The organism is Fructilactobacillus sp. Tb1 (assembly GCF_050500285.1).
Lineage (GTDB): Bacteria > Bacillota > Bacilli > Lactobacillales > Lactobacillaceae > Fructilactobacillus.
In genome coordinates this window covers 81078-98451 of sequence record NZ_CP191377.1, presented here as the reverse complement: position 1 = coordinate 98451, position 17374 = coordinate 81078, and the positions used below count along the sequence as shown (strand labels likewise).

The 17374-nt window shown below is 33.4% G+C and carries 19 protein-coding genes; all 19 read left to right on the top strand.

What is annotated here, in order from left to right:
• Positions 1-20: 20 nt before the first annotated feature.
• The 19 genes from ACQW5G_RS00560 to ACQW5G_RS00470 all read left to right on the top strand — a co-directional run bounded on the left by ACQW5G_RS00560 (position 21) and on the right by ACQW5G_RS00470 (position 17371).
• Positions 21-500 carry a phage terminase small subunit P27 family gene (locus tag ACQW5G_RS00560; RefSeq protein WP_429971161.1) on the top strand — a complete coding sequence of 160 codons (480 nt, stop codon included), beginning with the start codon at positions 21-23 and terminating at the stop codon, positions 498-500.
• Positions 500-2413 carry a terminase TerL endonuclease subunit gene (locus ACQW5G_RS00555; RefSeq protein ID WP_429971160.1) on the top strand — a complete coding sequence of 638 codons (1914 nt, stop codon included), beginning with the start codon at positions 500-502 and terminating at the stop codon, positions 2411-2413. Before ACQW5G_RS00560 ends, ACQW5G_RS00555 begins: the two co-directional genes overlap by 1 nt.
• A 30-nt stretch (positions 2414-2443) precedes the next feature.
• Positions 2444-2635: a DUF1056 family protein gene (locus ACQW5G_RS00550; protein WP_429971159.1), complete on the top strand. Its 192-nt coding sequence runs from the start codon at positions 2444-2446 to the stop codon at positions 2633-2635.
• Complete coding sequence (locus ACQW5G_RS00545) at positions 2635-3771, top strand: phage portal protein (RefSeq protein WP_429971158.1); 1137 nt, start codon at positions 2635-2637, stop codon at positions 3769-3771. Before ACQW5G_RS00550 ends, ACQW5G_RS00545 begins: the two co-directional genes overlap by 1 nt.
• Entirely contained in the window at positions 3758-4468 is a 711-nt protein-coding gene (locus ACQW5G_RS00540; protein WP_429971157.1) for a head maturation protease, ClpP-related, read from the top strand. The genes ACQW5G_RS00545 and ACQW5G_RS00540 overlap by 14 nt, the downstream gene beginning before the upstream one ends.
• 15 nt (positions 4469-4483) lie before the next feature.
• Positions 4484-5695, top strand: coding sequence for a phage major capsid protein (locus ACQW5G_RS00535; RefSeq protein ID WP_429971156.1), 1212 nt, complete (start codon positions 4484-4486; stop codon positions 5693-5695).
• Between the two features lie 2 nt (positions 5696-5697).
• Entirely contained in the window at positions 5698-6033 is a 336-nt protein-coding gene (locus ACQW5G_RS00530) for a head-tail connector protein (protein WP_429971155.1), read from the top strand.
• A complete protein-coding gene (locus ACQW5G_RS00525) occupies positions 6026-6373 on the top strand; it encodes a phage head closure protein (RefSeq protein WP_429971154.1) in 348 nt (115 codons plus the stop codon). The genes ACQW5G_RS00530 and ACQW5G_RS00525 overlap by 8 nt, the downstream gene beginning before the upstream one ends.
• A gap of 3 nt (positions 6374-6376) precedes the next feature.
• Positions 6377-6811, top strand: coding sequence for an HK97-gp10 family putative phage morphogenesis protein (locus tag ACQW5G_RS00520; protein ID WP_429971856.1), 435 nt, complete (start codon positions 6377-6379; stop codon positions 6809-6811).
• A complete protein-coding gene (locus ACQW5G_RS00515; RefSeq protein WP_429971153.1) occupies positions 6798-7187 on the top strand; it encodes a DUF806 family protein in 390 nt (129 codons plus the stop codon). The genes ACQW5G_RS00520 and ACQW5G_RS00515 overlap by 14 nt, the downstream gene beginning before the upstream one ends.
• The gene (locus tag ACQW5G_RS00510) at positions 7188-8048 is read left to right on the top strand and encodes a phage tail protein (RefSeq protein WP_429971152.1); all 861 of its coding nucleotides are present in this window, start codon (positions 7188-7190) and stop codon (positions 8046-8048) included.
• A 74-nt stretch (positions 8049-8122) separates the two neighbouring features.
• Entirely contained in the window at positions 8123-8668 is a 546-nt protein-coding gene (locus ACQW5G_RS00505) for a phage tail tube assembly chaperone (RefSeq protein WP_429971151.1), read from the top strand.
• A 50-nt stretch (positions 8669-8718) separates the two neighbouring features.
• Complete coding sequence (locus ACQW5G_RS00500) at positions 8719-8883, top strand: hypothetical protein (protein WP_429971150.1); 165 nt, start codon at positions 8719-8721, stop codon at positions 8881-8883.
• Positions 8884-8896: 13 nt separating this feature from the next.
• Complete coding sequence (locus ACQW5G_RS00495; protein WP_429971149.1) at positions 8897-13225, top strand: tape measure protein; 4329 nt, start codon at positions 8897-8899, stop codon at positions 13223-13225.
• Positions 13218-14051, top strand: coding sequence for a phage tail domain-containing protein (locus ACQW5G_RS00490; RefSeq protein ID WP_429971148.1), 834 nt, complete (start codon positions 13218-13220; stop codon positions 14049-14051). Before ACQW5G_RS00495 ends, ACQW5G_RS00490 begins: the two co-directional genes overlap by 8 nt.
• Positions 14052-14064: 13 nt before the next feature.
• Entirely contained in the window at positions 14065-14928 is an 864-nt protein-coding gene (locus tag ACQW5G_RS00485; RefSeq protein WP_429971147.1) for a hypothetical protein, read from the top strand.
• A complete protein-coding gene (locus ACQW5G_RS00480; RefSeq protein WP_429971146.1) occupies positions 14928-16682 on the top strand; it encodes a phage tail protein in 1755 nt (584 codons plus the stop codon). Before ACQW5G_RS00485 ends, ACQW5G_RS00480 begins: the two co-directional genes overlap by 1 nt.
• A gap of 15 nt (positions 16683-16697) precedes the next feature.
• On the top strand, positions 16698-17225 hold the full coding sequence (locus ACQW5G_RS00475; protein ID WP_429971145.1) for a hypothetical protein: 528 nt from the start codon (positions 16698-16700) through the stop codon (positions 17223-17225).
• Positions 17222-17371: a hypothetical protein gene (locus ACQW5G_RS00470; protein ID WP_429971144.1), complete on the top strand. Its 150-nt coding sequence runs from the start codon at positions 17222-17224 to the stop codon at positions 17369-17371. Before ACQW5G_RS00475 ends, ACQW5G_RS00470 begins: the two co-directional genes overlap by 4 nt.
• Positions 17372-17374 lie beyond the last annotated feature (3 nt).

The window sequence follows — 17374 nt, the reverse complement described above, 5'->3', positions numbered from 1 at the left end:
AAGGAGAAGCCAAAAAGTATATGTCAAATGACGTTCAAAAAAACATAAAATTAAAAAAACGTCCACCATATTATTTAAAATCATATGCTGCTTCAATGTGGCGAAGAATTATTCCAATTTTGCAGGAACAATATGATTATAAAAAAGTTGATCAGACACAAATTGAGATGTTTTGTATTCAATATGAAATTTTGCGTAAGTTATACGATTCGATTGAAGATGATGGAGTTATTAATCGTGTTGAAAAATCTGTTCAAGCAAATGGTTCTGGAAAAATAATTGGAAAAGACTTTGTTGGCTTTAAACAAAACGACGCGGTTAAGGCTTTAAATAGCACTATTACTACATTAAATAAACTTTCGGATAACATTGGTTTAACAATTGCTTCAAGAAATTCCTTGTTAAATGTTGATAATGAAGAAAAAACTGAAAATAAAACAGAAGCGTTAGCAAAAATATTCAAGCCTTCTTTTGTAAAAGATAAAGAGGTGAGCAAATAATGAAAATTGATTTATCAAAGACAAAAGATGTTTTTTCAGCATATAAAAGTATTGATTTTTCAGATATAAGAAATAAATACAAGGATCCTGCTACTAAATATGCATTTGATGTCTTAGATAAAAAAATCCTGACCGGATACCATATTCAATTAGCTTGTTTTAGACATTTAAGAGATTTGCAGTTGCAAAATACTGATGGTTTCCCATTTATTTATCATCTTCAATCAGTGGCAAACTTATTGAGCTTCGCTGAAATTTGTCCGGAAGCAGAAAGCAAGCAACCGGTTGACCTAATGGATTGGCAAAAATTTATCTTATCAATGCTATCAGGATGGTTAAATGTAAATGATGGACAGAAACGCTTTTCTAAAGCTATTGTTTCAGTTGCTAGACATAATGGTAAAACTTATTTAATGTCTATTGTGCTTTGTTACTCATTTTTAATTGAAAGTATTGGGCGAAATAATCTTCAATTTCTAGTTTCATCAATTGATGCAAAGCAAAGTGCTCAATTAATGAGTTATGTAAAGGAAACATTGTCCACATTATTTACTAGACCAACATTACGTAATCGTACAAATCCCTTTTATAAATTTAATGAGGAAATTGGAATTGATTTGAAGGGCTTAAATACGCAATCTGATATGATTATTGCTAAAAAGAATCGTAATCGGATCGTGAGAATTACATTTAATTCAGGTACTTATGACGGTTTTCACTTTACCACTGCAATTGGTGATGAATTCGGTAGTCCAGATGCTAATGACCATAAGAAGCTTAACTCAATTACTTCTGGTCAAACTATGGGAGTTGAAAGCCCTCAGTTTATTAGGATTAGTACAGCATATGAAGACCCAAATGTTGAATTTCATCAAACTGAATTAGCTGTTTTAGAATCAATTGAGCGAGATTATAAGAGAGATCCTGATTATTTAAATTATTTAGTTTTAGATTGGGCTCAAGATGATAAAGATGAAACTTATAATCCAGAAATGTGGGTTAAGTCTAATCCGTTGATTAATTTAAAGGGTTCAAAAGAAAAGTTTTTAAAGAGTATTGAAAATGAAAGAAGTTCTAGCTTAGTAACTGCTTCAATTAGCAGTTTTCAAAATAAATCAATGAATTTATGGCTACAAACAAATGATAATTCTTACGTTACTTTAGATGATATTGAAACTGCAGTTATTAATCACTTCGATATTGAAGGTAGAAAAGTTTATATTGGTTTTGATGGTTCAATTGGTGGAGATAATTCAGCAATTGCATTTGTTTATCCATATCAATTAGATGGAAAAGATAAATTTCATATTGAACAGTATTCGTGGATACCATGGCATGACAATGGGTCTATTGAAGCTAAGGAAAGAGCGGATGGATTACCTTATCGTGAATTATCTAAAAAAGGTTATTGCGAAATTGAACCTGATCCAGGAGTGATTGATTATGAATCAATTTTTAAATGGATAAATGCATATATTGACGAACATCGTTTGGATGTTCTTTTTTTTGGACTCGATAATGCTGCTAAAGGTAGTTATTTAAGTGAAGCACTTGTTAATAGTACAAATTATCCAGTTATGCCAATTGCTCAAATACCATCAGAACTTTCTGATCCTACTTCATGGTTACGCCGCGCTTTTATTAATCACGATGTAACGATTAATGATGATGATGTTTTTAAAAAGAGTTTATTAAATGCGGTAGTGCGAGAAACAAGAATGGGTATCAGGATTGATAAGGGGGCTCGTAGAATGAGAATTGACCCAGTCGATGCAACTATTGACGCTTGTTATCAAGCTAAATTACATTTTACTGAATATGCCTATCAAGATGATATTGAGAATCAAATTAAACGTATGAGTGCTGATGAAGTAAAAGCTTGGTATTCAGATCCTAAAAATGGATTAATTTAAAACTATTGATAATAGATAGGTGGTGATTTGATGTTGTTTACAAAGTTATTCAAGCTAATGTGGGCTTATTTTGATGTTTTATGCTTTGTTTTAGGAACTACGTGTGTAGTTGGCTTTGCTTTTTATTTTGGATTGAAATGGGGCATTTTAGCATTAGGATTAGCACTATTCTTTACTGGCTTCTTAAGTGAATTAGTCGCTAGCAAAGGAGGTGGTAATTAATGCCTATATTTAAAATTAATGACAAACTGGATTATTCATCAATTATTGGTGATGATGATATTTTAAATTTTAATCCAACATCTGGAGATGGCAGTAAATATGTTAGTGCTAGAGATGCACTTCATAATTCAGATATTTATAGTATTATTTTTCAAATATCATCAGATTTAGCAAGTTCAACTTTAGTAGCAGATATGCCAAAGGCACAAGGAATATTAAACAATCCAAGTTCAACTACTAATGGTCGAGCATTTTGGCAAAGTATGTTTGCACAACTATTATTAGGCGGAGAATCATTTGCGTATCGCTTTAGAAATATGAATGGGACTGACGCACGATGGGAGTATTTAAGACCATCGCAAGTTAGTCCTTTTCTATTAGCTGATGGTTCTGGTCTTATTTATAATCTAACTTTTGATGAGCCACAAATTGGAATCATGAACAATGTACCTCAACGAGATGTTATTCATTTAAGACTAATGAGTAATAATGGCGGTATGACTGGAATTAGTCCGTTAACTGCTTTGGCAAGTGAAATTGATATTAAAAATAACGTAAATAGATTAACGTTAAATGCTTTAAGTAAGTCTGTTTCTGCCGGTGGAGTTTTAACTTTAAAAGCTGGTTCTAAGATGGATGCAGATTTAAGAAAGAAACGTGCTAATAAGTTTATTAATGATAGCCAGAATGGAATTGTTGTTCTGGATGAATTAGAAGAATTTAGTCCACTTGAGGTTAAGTCAAACGTAGCTGATTTATTAAAACAAGTTAATTGGACGGGTTCTCAAATCGCTAAGGCTTATGGAGTACCTGATAGTGTAATTAATGGAACTGGTGATCAACAGTCATCAATCCAAATGGAAAATACTATTTATACTAAAGCAATTGCGCGTTATTCTGATGCAATTGTTGGCGAACTTAATGATAAGCTTTCTGCTAATATCACAATGGATTTAAGAGCTGCTGTCGATCCAACTGGCGATGTTTATGCTTCAACAATTGGAGAACTAGCAAAAAATCAAGCAATCGCACCTAACCAAGCAACATATCTGCTTAAACAAGCAGGCTTTTTTATGGAAGATTTACCTGATGCAATATTTCCAGAGAAGGGAGGTGATAATAATGGTACAAATTAATTTAAAGGGTGATGTTTTAGATAATTTTACCGCTTCATTTTTAACAAAATATTTGGGAATGGATACCATTAGCCCTCAACAAGTGTCTGATGCTTTAGATAAATGTAAGCCTGATGATACTTTAGATATTAATTTATCAAGTCCTGGTGGAGATGTAACCGCTGGTTCTGAAATCTATACAATGCTACGTCAATCTAATACTCCAATTAATATTAATGTGATTGGAATGGCTGCTAGTTCAGCTTCTTTAATTGCAATGGCAGGAGATAAAGTTAATATCAGTCCAACTGGGCAAATGATGATTCATAAGTGTTCCACTTCGTTTAGCGGTAATTCTGATGATTTAAATGTTGTTTTAAGTTCAATGAATAAGACAGACCAAAGTATTGCCCAAGCTTATCAACTCAAGACGGGAATGTCTCAAGCTGATGTTTTAAAAATGATGAGTGACACTACTTTTATGACTGCTCAAGATGCAGTGGATAATGGCTTTGCTGATAACATTATGTTTTCAGAAGATAAGAATAAGCCGCTTATGACTGCATCTATTAATACCATTCCTAGTCATGAAGCTATCGAAAAAATGATGGCAATGATGAAAGAAAAAGATAATAAATCAAAATCTAATGTAAATAAAAAGCCAACTTCAAGTCTAAAAGACGAGAAGCTGGCTATTTTTATGGACACTTTTAAATAACAAGGAGAATTGAATATGAATATTAACGCACTCAATGATGCATGGATTGCATCAGGACAAAAAGTTAGTGACCTTGCAACAAAAATGCAAGCTGCTACTTTAGATGATAATTTTGATAAAGAAGAATTTGCAAAATTATCTGATAGCTATAAAAATGCAATTGCACAACGTAAAGCTGCTAAAGAAACTTTAGATATTGCACGTGCTAATCAAAAATTAGCTACTGCAGGTGATGAAACAAATCCAATTGACAAAAACGCTGACAATAAAATTACATTTGTTGATAAATTTGTAGGCATGGTTAGAAATGACCCTAAATTTAAATATGCAATGACTTCAAATGCTGATGGTAATGGTAACGCAGGATTAACTATTCCATTTGATCAACAAACAGCCATTCATACGTTGAAACGTCAATACGACAGTTTGGAACCATTAGTAAATATTGAAAATGTTACAATTCCAGCTGGGTCACGAGTTTATGAAAAACAATCAGATATCACTCCATTTGCAAATTTAGACGATGAAAGTGGCTTGATTGGTGATAATGATGACCCAGTATTGAGCCTTATTAAATATCAAATTCATCGTTATGTTGGTATTTCTACCATTACTAATACTTTATTAAACGATACTAAAGAAAACATTTTGTCATACTTAAACACTTGGATTGCTAGAAAAGATGTTGTTACACGTAATAATGCAATTCTTAGTGTATTGGGTACACAACCTAAGAAACCAACTATTGCTAAGTTTGATGATGTTAAAGATGTTATGAATACCGAATTAGATCCAGCCATTGTTTCTACCTCATCAATCATTACTAATGTTTCTGGTTTTAATACTCTATCAAAAGTTAAAGACGGTAATGGAGATTATTTAATGCAATCAAGCGTTACTAATCCAGCACAAAAACAAATTGATGGAAAGAATGTCGTAGTTATTGCTGACCGTTGGTTACCTGATAATTCAGGTTCACATCCATTTATCTTTGGTGATCTAAAACAAGGTGTTACTTTATTTGACCGTCAACAAATGACTCTTCTATCAACTAATGTGGGGGATGATTCATTCCGTCATGATACAACCAAAATCCGTGTTATTGATCGTTTCGATGTTCAATTGACAGATAGTGATTCATTTGTAATGGGTTCATTTAAGAATGTTGCAGATAATGTACCAGTTGCAGCAAGCACAGGAACAGATACTTCAAACACAGGTAAGTAATTATGAATTTTTATCTTGATACTGATGAAGATTTAAAGAACATCAAGAGTATGTTACGTATTCTTTCAAGCGATGATGATGACCTTTTGCGTAGTTATTTAAATTCTGCTGAAATATCAATGCAAACTGCAGTTGGTACTGAGATAGATGACTTTTACACAAAAGATTTTGTAGAACCACTTTATAAAACTGGTTGTTATGCTTTAGCGGGAACTTTATACACCTATCGTATTTCTACTACTGATAGTACTCAATATACCGTAGATAGTACTTATAACAGTATTGTAGGCACTTTGCGTGGATTATATCTGCAAGAAGAAAGTGATGATAATGGCTAAAAAATATTTATACAGTGATTTTAATATAAAAGCTGATTTTGGTTATTTAGATAGCGTAAATAATGATAAAACTGGCAGTTCAAAACGTGTGTTTACATCATTATTTCAAGCATACTGTTTTCAACAAATTAGAACACGTTCACAAAATATTGTGGCAATTGGTATGAAGGTACAAGACCAAATTGACTTAGTGATTAAACGAAATGGAGATATTACAAAGTGTAATGCAGTTGAATTTAATGGTAATAGATATGAAATTGTTACAAGTACTCCATATACAGGTATCGATCCATTAGGCTATGATCGTGCCACAATTCAATTAATTCGAAAGAAGGGTTAAGTGATGAGTGAAATTGATGATCAATTACAAAATTTATGTAAGGCGATAAAGAATGCTGTTCCAGATGTTGAAAAGCAAGCCAAAATTACCAATGTAGGTGCAAAAGTTTACGAAAAAGTATTAAAAGACAATACACCTTTTAATCCTCATCATGTTGATACTAGTAAAGCCAGTCATCTGCGTGATTCTATAGTTGTTCAAGCTAAAAATATGGACGGTGTTGTAGATGGCTCAAATGTGGTCGGGTTCGATACAGGAAGAAAAACTGGTATTAATCATGACCGAATTGCAATGTTTAGTAATAATGGAACAGCTAAAGCACCTAACCCAAAAGGTAAAAACTTCGTAGATAAATCAATTGAACAAGCTAAACCTGATGTTTATAAAGCAATGGAGAGCGCTTGGCATAATGGTATGAATGGTGGTGGTAACGATTGAATTACCAACTACACAAGCAAGAAAATTAATTAGTTCAGCTAATTTAAGCTGGATTGATAATCTTTATAACGCTTCTTCTAATCTCAATCTAGAGAACCAAACTAATGAAACAAATATCGTGGTTAGTGAAGTAGTTTCAGAGCCAACTGGATTTACTAATGATAATTTTAAGCGTTGGAATTTTGTTGTTGAAGTTCAGATTTATTTTGAATTAAACAATGAGGACCTTGATGTTATGAATTGTGAATTACAGCTGGCTTCTTTATTTACTGATAATGGTTGGACTGTATCTAGAAGTATGGCCAATATTAATGACCCAGATACAGGTCAAGTAACAAAAACTTTTTACTTTAATAAAATTGGAGGAATTGAATAAATGACACAATTAACACGGCAAACAATTGCCACACATGGTGTTAGAAATGTATGGTTAGCAATTGTTGACCCTTTTACTGGAAAAGTAGTAGTTGGTGATGATGGCTTATCAGAAACAGGATTCACTGGAGTTGATGGTGTTGAACAAGGGGTAACCCAGGCCAATATCACAGCCTTAATGGAAAAAGGTGTTGCGGAATATGCAGGAGACGTTAAGAAACGTATGAATCATGGGGCTAGCTCACCAGAAGTTGCGTTTAACGTGATGGATTTACAAGCAGATACCTATCATAAAGTTCTAGGTATGCAAAAAGTAGGAGCTGGTTGGGTTCAATCAACTAACTTGCCACATGTTGCGATGATTATTGGAAGCATGGGCTATGATGGCCACATGTCATACGATGCCTTTGCCAATGGTGAAATGATTGTACCAACTATTAACCATAAAACTGATACTAATAATCAAAGTGAAAGTGCACCTGCATTTACTTATGATGCACTTGACCCAATCAGTGATGATCAATTCTTAGATAATGATGGTGCTCAACATGTCTATAAATACTTTGATGCAGGTGATAGTGATTTTAGTTTACAAGCTATGTTTGATGAAGTTTTCCCAGGTAATACTGCTGGTGGAACAACTCCAGTAAGCAATGTAACAATTAATGTTCATTATCAAGACGATGATGGTAAAGATGTTAATGGTTTATCTGATACATCAGTAACTGGTAAAACTGGAGATGGCTACACTATCCCAACTCCAACCGAAACTGGATATACTTATGAAAAAGCCACTGTTGCATTGACTGGTACTTTTACAACTAGTCAAAATGTAGTGGTTACTTATAAAAAAAATGCATAATTGAATAATTTTTGTCGCCAATGAAATCAACAGTACATGTTAAATGGGCGGCTTTTTTAATAGGAGGATTTTAAATGTCTGAAGTAACTTTAAGAGTGAGACAACTCGGTTTAGGTAAACCACTAAAGGTTCGTGCCAGTATTGATCAAACGGAACAGGTAAGTCATCTTGCTAAATTAATGAATGATATGAATTTACGTTCTAATCAACGACAAATTGAAGCTTTAGAAGATGTTGATCAAAAGAGAATTGATGATTTAAATTCAGAATTAGCTGCTACTGATGATGAAGATGAAAAGCAACAAATTAATAAAGAAATTAAAATTGCTGAGTTAAAACATGAAAATAAAGAATTTGAACGAAGTAATGATGAACTTGATGATCAATCTAAGTTCTTTAAAGAGTCACTTGAATTAATTAAAAAAATTCTTGGTTTAACTAAAGAACAATCAGAAAAATTAGATAAAAATAAGCCTAACGTATATACGCTTGGAAATTATATTGGTTATTTACAAGTACGTTTAGTTCAAGGATTATCTGATGAAGATGTTGATAAAGCTATAAAAGAAACCAAATTAAAAGAAAAAGCTAAAAATGGTGGAACTGACCCAAAAAAGTAAATGAACGCTTACATAAACAATCAGTTGAAATAGAAAATTCAATTCAAAATTTGGAATTATTTAAAAAGCAAATGTTTCAAAATTTTGGTGTGATGCCTAGTGATTTAGGTAAGCAAAACTATTTTGATATGTTGGATATGTTAAACGCTAAAGAAGAAAAAGAGCGTCCAATGGATGCCAAGGACGCTGGTATGAGACTAAGTAGTTTATTGTAAAGAAGGTGAATAAATGGCAATTGGATATGAAATGAAAGCAAGTATTGCACTTGATACCATGCAAGCTAATAAAAATGCGAATGATATGCAAGCTGCATTACGTGCAACAATTAATACAATGAAAGCTGTTTCTGCACAATCTAATGCCACTGGTGATGCACTTGGTGCTCAATCAACTAAGGTAGAAGGCTATGGGAAAGCAATTGAATTAGCTAATTCTAAAATTGAAATTTTAAGAGCGAAACAAAATGATTTAGATACTTCAACTGCTGCTGGTGCAAGAGCTTTTGAAAGATATGAGTCACAAATTGCAAGCACGGAACGTTCAATTTCTAGTTACACCGCCAAACAAGATCAAGCCAAACAATCATTAGTGTATTATTCTAATGGTTTAGCTGATTTACAACGTAGTTATCAAACTACGATTGATAAGACAGAAGCATATTCACAACGCTTGTCTGCAGAAGGCGATAAATACGGTGCAGTTAAAGCTAAAGTAAGTGGTTATAAAGATGCTTTGACTAACTTAAACGAACAATATAGTAAACAATCATCTGAATTAGGCATTCAAAAAGATAAAGTAGCATTATTAACTAAGCAATATGATAATGGGCAATCTGCTTTGAACCGAATGCGTGATGCAGGAATGGAAAATACTACATCATATCAACATCAATCAAGTGAAGTTGATAAATTGAAAGTCTCACTTGATAAAGCTAACGAAGCGATGACTCAACAATCTATTCGAGTTAATAAGACTGGTACTAGCATTGCGCAAACGAAGACTAAAGTTTCTGAATTAAGTACTGAAATGAATAAAGAAGCGCCTCAAACATTATTCAGTTCCATTGTTAATGGATTTCACAAAACTGATAGTGAAGCTGACAAATCAAAGTCCCATATGAGCACAGCGATGTCTTATTTTACTGGTGGGGCATTGTTGTCTGGAGTACAAACTGTAACAAGTGCAATTGTTAATCAAGCTAAAGCATCATATGATTCTGCTAAAGCTGTAAGTGTTGGTAGACAACGTTGGCAATCTTTTGGATTAAGTTCAAAAGATATTGTTAGTGTTACAAGTACTGTAAAGAATTTAAAAGAGAATACTAATTTGTCTGGTCAAGCTGCTAGTGATATGACTCAACGTTTTTACGGTATGACACATAATGTTAAAGAAGCTGAATCATTAGCAAAAGGGGTAGGTTCCATCGCGGATTCATTACATATGACTGGTCAACGTGCAGATGCCTTTTCTAATAGTTTGAATAGGGTTGAAGCAGGTGGAAAAGTAACTAATCAAGTAATGAATCGACTTGAAAAACAAGCACCTGGTGTTTCGACTGCAATGCAAAAGGCCAGTGGAATGAGTCAAAAAGCCTTTGATGATTTAGTACATTCTGGGAAGATGACTTCAACACAATTTAATGACATTTTAATTAAAGCTAGTTCTAGTTATGATAAAAACGCAAAAAGTTTTAATAATTCGGCTGATGGCTCAATGCATCATTTGAAAACTGCTTATGCCGATACGCGTGCGTCGTTAATGGCGCCTTTAGTTTCAGTGCAGAATACAGGATTGAATGCGTTATCTAAAGCTCTTGATAATCCACAAACGCAATCAGCTGTAAAACAACTTGGGGCAGGAATTGCAAATCTAACTAAATATGTAGCTGGATTAATGAATTACGTTGCTTCAAGATCAGGTTCGATTTCTTCTATAATTGTGAGCTTGGGTCAAATTGTTAAATTAATTGCGGTTGGTGCATGGCAAGCATTTACAAGTGTAATTAAATCGATTTCTGATGGATTTAATGCTTTAGTTGGAAACTCTCAAAAGGCACACGATCCTCTAAGAAACGTTTCTGATATTTTAAAAGACATAAGTAAATATCAAGGCCCAATTAAAGGAATAGGTACGGCATTAGTAACTGCATTTATGGCTAGTAAAGCGATTGCATTTGGTAAAGCAATTGGTGGGGTTGTTTCAGCCATTAAAGAATGGCAAATTGGAACTAAAGTGATGACTGGATTACAATATGCGCTTGATGTTGCTATGAATATGAATCCATTAGGTTTAGCAGTTATTACGATTGGTACATTAGTAGCAGCATTTACACTTGCATATACAAAAATTAAACCATTTCGTAATTTTATTAATGGTTTAGGTAAGGATATTGGTAAAGCATTTGGTGGTATTGGCAAGATTCTTGGTCAACTCGGTAAAGCTATGGGTAAAGCCAATTCAGATGTTGAAAAAAGTACGTCAAAATCAATTAAAAACATGCAAAAAGGTTGGAATAATTTTACTAAATCAACCGCTAAGACATTTTCTAATATTGGGAAGACAATCGGTAAAGCTAATTCTGACGTATCTAAGAGTACATCTCAATCTGTTAAGAATATGCAAAAGGATTGGAATGGATTTTCTAAATCTACTTCTAAAACATTTGCAAGTATTGGTAAAGATGCCAAAAACAAATGGAACGGAATGTCAAAAGACGCTGATAATGCTGCAAAAAACATTGGTGAAGCCTTTAAAAATGCTCCTAAAAATGTTGGCAATTACATGAACCAAATGCAAAGCAATGTTAATAAAGTTATGGATAATTTACAAAAGAATTCTCCAAAACAAATGCAAGGTATGTGGACTAGCATTAATGACATTACTAAAACTCGTTCACAATTAAACGCTGACTTAACTAAAACTGGTGCGGATTTGATGTCTGGACATTGGAATAAATTGAGTAGTGATATTGGAAAAACAAATAGTGATTTGTGGAATAATACCAGTAAAGCATTTCATGATGGTTATAACTGGTTAAATGACTTAACTGGTGGACGATTAGGCGATGTTGTTAACGCTTTTTCAAATGCATGGAATAATGTCACTTCTGGAATAGGAAAACTATGGAGTTGGATTAAAGATATTTGGAACAGTTCTATTGGTTGGGTAGTTGATAAATGGAATGGCATGTGGTCAAGCATCGAACAAGGTGTAGGAGATGCATACAATTCCGTTCATCATGCTTTTGTAACTGTCGTGCGTGGTGTTGTAACACCATTTAATGAGTTATTAAAGGGGTTGCAAGATGGAATCAACTGGGTATTGGACAAAGTTGGAGCAAGTAAAATTACTCTTGGACAAATTCCAGTACCAGCTTACGCAAACGGGACTGGCGACACTCATCCTGGTGGTTTAGCTATGGTAAACGATGCTAAGTCATCAAACTATCGAGAAATGTATCAATTTCCAAATGGACAAGTAGGAATGTTTCCTAAAAAGCGAAATATTATAACTTATTTGCCAAAAGGTACAAGTGTGTTAGATGGCGAACGGTCGGCAAGCTTAATGGCAATGCTACAAATGCCACATTACGCTAGTGGAATTGGTGCAGCCTTTGATAGTGTGTTAAGCGGCGCTAAAGACGTAATGGATGATATTGATGATGTTGTTAAAGATCCAGCTGGATTTATGACCAGTGTATTTAAAAAGTTCACTGGTGGAATCAGTTCGAAAATCTGGTTGCCGGAACAAATTATTACGCATTTTCCAGAGCAAGTAGCTAAAGACGCTGCTAAATGGATTAAAAAACAGTTTGAAGAAATGGCAGCTCCAGCTGGAACTGGTGTTGAACGTTGGCGTGCCACTGTTAAGCGTGCTTTAGCAATGAACGGGTTAAGCACCGATGAATCAATGGTAAACAGAGTTCTTAGACAAATTCAAACTGAATCTGGTGGTAATGAAAAAGTTACTCAAGGTAACATTGGAGATATTAACAATGCGACTGGTGATTTAGCTAAAGGGCTTATGCAAACAATTAGTTCTACTTTTAATGCTAATGCGTTTTCCGGTCATCATAATATTTTTAATGGTTTTGATAACTTATTAGCAGCGCTTAATTATGCTAAAAAAGAATATGGTCCAAGTCTTTCATATTTAGGTAATGGTCATGGATATAAAAACGGTGGCTTAGTTGGTCAACATGGATTAATTGAAATTGCTGAAGGCAATAAACCCGAGTTCGTTATTCCAACTGATACAGCAAATCGTGGGCGTGGCAATGAATTACTTGGCCAATTAGTTACTGAGTATGCTAAAGATGTTCAAAGTGGTAAAGCACCAATTTCTTCTACTGATGTATTGGAAGATAAGTTTGATAAATTAACTAAATTGCAATCACAAACAGTTGGTTTATTAGCAGAAATTGCTGGCTTAAGTAAAGACCAAGTTAAGGCTATTTTGAACACTGCACAGGATAAACAGGCAAGATATCGTGAAGAAGCTAAAGATGCTGGAATTCATAACTATGGTAATTTGAAAGGAGGAATTTTTGGTGTCTAGTCAAAAACTTTTTATCAGTATAGATGGAAATAATGAATTTGATTTAGATTCATTAGTTAATTCATTACACTTTATCAGTGAAAAAACTACTCCAATTCTTTCAAATACTTATCAAGATTCAAATGGTACTGATGGCCATAATTTTAATTTAGCGAGTTTTCAAAATAATACGAGTACGATAACAATGTCGTTTCACTTTTCTACTTATCAAGATTATTTGAGTAAGAAACAAGTAATTTATAATGCTTTTTTGCAAAAGAAAATTTATCGGATTAGAACATCTAATGAGCCAATGTTTGTGAGATTTGTAAGGCCAGTTGGATTTGATATTGAACCTTATACTGATGGGGCTAATGATTGTATTGTGACTATTCCATTTGAAAATCCAAGTGGATATAAATACTCACGTTATGATTCACTTAATCAATCTGATTTATGGGACGATTACAACTTTAACTTCGATTTACCAATTATGGACCGAGAAGATTTTCATTTTCATAATCAACATAATTTTAAAATTTACAATCCAAGTGGAATTCCAATTGATCCATATACCGGTCATGATGATTTAAAGATTATTGCTAGTTATATTGGTGGGATATTTGGGATTGGTAATAATAACAATGGAACTAGTTATGAATTAAAAGTTCAAAGTGATGGTACTGATCAAATCGTTGTTGATGGTATGAATACTTATATCAACGGAAGTTTAAATAACAATCTATCTAATTTTGGTAATCTAAAATTAGAACCAGGTTGGAATGATATCTGGACTAGCATGACAACTAATGATGTTAAGCTTGAGTTCCCATTTATTTATATTTAGAGGAGGCGATTAAGTGAGTATCTTAGAACAAGTTCAACAGGCGACATTTGTTTATTTTGGATTTGACCCTGCAGGAGAAGATAAAGATAACATTTGGTTAGCTACTCCTGCACTATGTATTAGTGATGATGGGATTAACTGGGTTCCAATTGCTGAATTTCCGCAACTTGGTAATCTGAGAGATGGATATATTCAGCAAATTGGTGATGATTATTGGATAACTGGGACGTTAGCAATTTTTAAAACTAATGATTTTATTAATTTTGAATACCATTCATTAGATGTCTTAAATCAGCCAAACTACTGGGATATATGGGCTCCAGAATTTGTACTAGACCGGGAAAGTAATCAATGGAAACTTATCTACTGTGCCAATCATTGGGGCGTTAACCTTTATCTTGCAGACTTTGACCCCCAAACTGGTAACGTAACTAACCCGTACCAAGAAATTGACTTACCAATTTCCGTAATTGATCCTGATGTAGTCTATTTAAACGGTAGTTATCTATTAGCCGGTGGTGGAGGACATTTGTTTGTTTCAGATAGATTAAATGGTCCTTATAGAGAAATTGAAACTGATTTACAACAAACAGGTGCAAACTGGTATGAAGCAGCAGAATTACTAGTGGTTGACGATAAAATATTATTTTATCAAGATAAGATTACAGGGAAAGTTCCTGATATTAACGATAGTGGGGATATGGTTTATGCCACTGCTTCAGTTGATGATTTAACTAATTGGACTAAAAATAAATTAGTTAAATGTGCGATTAATATGCGACATGGAAGCTTTATTTATAACGGAAAAGCTCCATATCAAGAAGAATATTTTCCTAATATTGCTCCAAACACTACTTTTGGAACGCAGGTGATTTAATGAATGATGAAATAATGATAGTCCAAGGAACTAATGTGAATAAAAAATATCGATCAAGACTGAACTGTGTAATCCGCAGTTCTTTTTATTTACAACGAGAACAAAATGGAGCTTACCAAATTAAATTTACAGCTTATAACGATGCCAATGCAATTGGGTATGATTTGCTAGCTATTGAAGCCAGTATTTTTTTTCAAGGACAAGAATTTTTAATTAAACAGATAGTTCATGACAGCGTTGCTGGAATTTCAACTAAAGAAATCACGGCTACGCATATTTCAAATGAATGTCAACAATTCCGAAAACATGAAGTTAAAAATGGAGTTTTAACGTACAAACCACAAGATGTAATGAGCTTTGTTTTTGATGGGAACATTGCTGGATTTACTTATGAAGTGATTGGTGATTTTCCTAGTGCTCAGATTGAGAATTTGGGAAATATGAGCGGGCAAGATGCACTTAGTAAGATTATTGAAGTTTGGCCAGATACAATTGTTGATCCTGATAATAAAAAAATTAGGATTTATCAACATGATAAGTTTAAAAAAAATTACGGTAATAGATTGGGTTACTTATACAATGTTAATGAATCAAAAATTACCTCAGATAGTACGAACCTCAGTAATCAGGTGTTCTGCACTGGAAAAGCTAAGGATAAAGCAACCGATGCACCTGATGATGCACCAACAGAATACTTTTTCAACCCGTTCACTGTTAAAAACGATGAGAGTATTGCTAAATTTGGTATTCATGAGTTGGCTGATATTAATGATGATCGTTTTACTGATGAAAATAGTATGAGAACATATGCTACCGATCAACTACAAACTGAACCAGCAATAACAATTGAAGCCACTACTAATTTAACTACTCAACCGATTCTAGGAGAGATGGATTTTTATGAGGTACGAGAATTTAATTTTAGTACAACCGTTGAAGTTGTGAGCTATCAATGGTATCCATGGGATAAAACGCAACCGACCCAGATTACGTTGAACAATACAGCTAAGACAATTTTTGATTATCAAATTAATCAACAAAATAGATTAATTAAAGACATCAAAGATGGTGAAAATAAAACTGCAAGCTTAATTCAACATGTTAGTAATCAGGTAGCTGGATTAGATGCCCAAATGGGTAATTTCGATCATGTGCTTAAAAATAAGCGATTAATCACTTTGGGTGATTCAATTACAGCTGGTTGGGACGGAAACAAAATGTTAACTGGTAAAAGTTACCCAGATGACTTAAATTCGTTGTTAAATTTTGGAAAAGTTACTAATGCTGGGGCTAAAGGTGGTGCTATCTATCGTAGCAACAATGATAATGATAATCGTGATTTACAAAATGTGATTAATTCAACTAATTTCACGGATTATGATTTAGTCACGATCGCTTATGGAACTAATGATTTCAATAACAATAGTGATATTAATTTAATGATGCAGAACTTAAATAATTGCTTACTTAAAATCAAGCAAAGTAATCCTAATATTAGAATCTTTGGGATTCTTGCTACTCCACGTTTTGATAAATTGAGTAATGGTAATTACACTTTGGATAATTTGAACGATTGCTTGGCTAAAGTTTATCGTGCTAACAACATTTCATTTTTAGACTGGAACAATTATTCTCCGGTAATTTTTAATGATAAAGACCATTCGGGATTATCTAGTGATTTAGTAGATCCCAACGCAGAAGGTTATTTAAAAATGGCAAAGCAAATTGCTGATTTTTTACAAATGAATTTTTAAATGAAAGGAAAATAAATGGAATATCGAGATTTTAATTCAGTCAACCCAGTTAATCCAGTTGATTTATCACTAGTTGACCCACAGATTAGACAAAACACTAACGGAATCAGACACAAAGCTATTGGAAAAGACGTTCGAGAGCTAATTGCTAGATCAATTGAGTGGAACTCTATGATTAATAGCAATACCTCAAGTAAGCTGAATAGCGTTACGAATTTGATGAATTATATGCAAGGCGAATTTGATAACACTTTACATGGTTTAACTGTGGATAGTGAAGTAATTAATGCAAGAGAAGATGCTTCTGGAAAGATTTATACCACTTTAAAAAATAGATTAGATTCAGAACAATTAGATCATGGCCATCTAGGCGATATTTTTGGAAATGATGATTTTGAACAAACGTTAGTTGTAAAAGGATTAACTGAGCACAGTAAAGGTCTTCACTATAAAACAATTAATTCTACTCAAAATCAAAAAATACATGGTGGTATTTATACTAAAGATGTTAGCCAAATTAGTTACAAGGAGGTACAGAAATGACAGAAATTAGACCACTAATGGTACCAAACGATGATGGCACTAATAATGAACATCAGGTTTATTTAATCACCAGTGTCGATGCTATCCCTGGATTGACCGAACGATTAGATAGAATTGAAGCAGCAATTTCTAAATTACAAAATTAAAAA

Coding starts and splice junctions, on each gene's coding strand:
- ACQW5G_RS00560 (WP_429971161.1), top strand. CDS start 21: ATGTCAAATGACGTTCAAAAAAACATAAAATTAAAAAAACGTCCACCA.
- ACQW5G_RS00555 (WP_429971160.1), top strand. CDS start 500: ATGAAAATTGATTTATCAAAGACAAAAGATGTTTTTTCAGCATATAAA.
- ACQW5G_RS00550 (WP_429971159.1), top strand. CDS start 2,444: ATGTTGTTTACAAAGTTATTCAAGCTAATGTGGGCTTATTTTGATGTT.
- ACQW5G_RS00545 (WP_429971158.1), top strand. CDS start 2,635: ATGCCTATATTTAAAATTAATGACAAACTGGATTATTCATCAATTATT.
- ACQW5G_RS00540 (WP_429971157.1), top strand. CDS start 3,758: ATGGTACAAATTAATTTAAAGGGTGATGTTTTAGATAATTTTACCGCT.
- ACQW5G_RS00535 (WP_429971156.1), top strand. CDS start 4,484: ATGAATATTAACGCACTCAATGATGCATGGATTGCATCAGGACAAAAA.
- ACQW5G_RS00530 (WP_429971155.1), top strand. CDS start 5,698: ATGAATTTTTATCTTGATACTGATGAAGATTTAAAGAACATCAAGAGT.
- ACQW5G_RS00525 (WP_429971154.1), top strand. CDS start 6,026: ATGGCTAAAAAATATTTATACAGTGATTTTAATATAAAAGCTGATTTT.
- ACQW5G_RS00520 (WP_429971856.1), top strand. CDS start 6,377: ATGAGTGAAATTGATGATCAATTACAAAATTTATGTAAGGCGATAAAG.
- ACQW5G_RS00510 (WP_429971152.1), top strand. CDS start 7,188: ATGACACAATTAACACGGCAAACAATTGCCACACATGGTGTTAGAAAT.
- ACQW5G_RS00505 (WP_429971151.1), top strand. CDS start 8,123: ATGTCTGAAGTAACTTTAAGAGTGAGACAACTCGGTTTAGGTAAACCA.
- ACQW5G_RS00495 (WP_429971149.1), top strand. CDS start 8,897: ATGGCAATTGGATATGAAATGAAAGCAAGTATTGCACTTGATACCATG.
- ACQW5G_RS00480 (WP_429971146.1), top strand. CDS start 14,928: ATGAATGATGAAATAATGATAGTCCAAGGAACTAATGTGAATAAAAAA.
- ACQW5G_RS00475 (WP_429971145.1), top strand. CDS start 16,698: ATGGAATATCGAGATTTTAATTCAGTCAACCCAGTTAATCCAGTTGAT.
- ACQW5G_RS00470 (WP_429971144.1), top strand. CDS start 17,222: ATGACAGAAATTAGACCACTAATGGTACCAAACGATGATGGCACTAAT.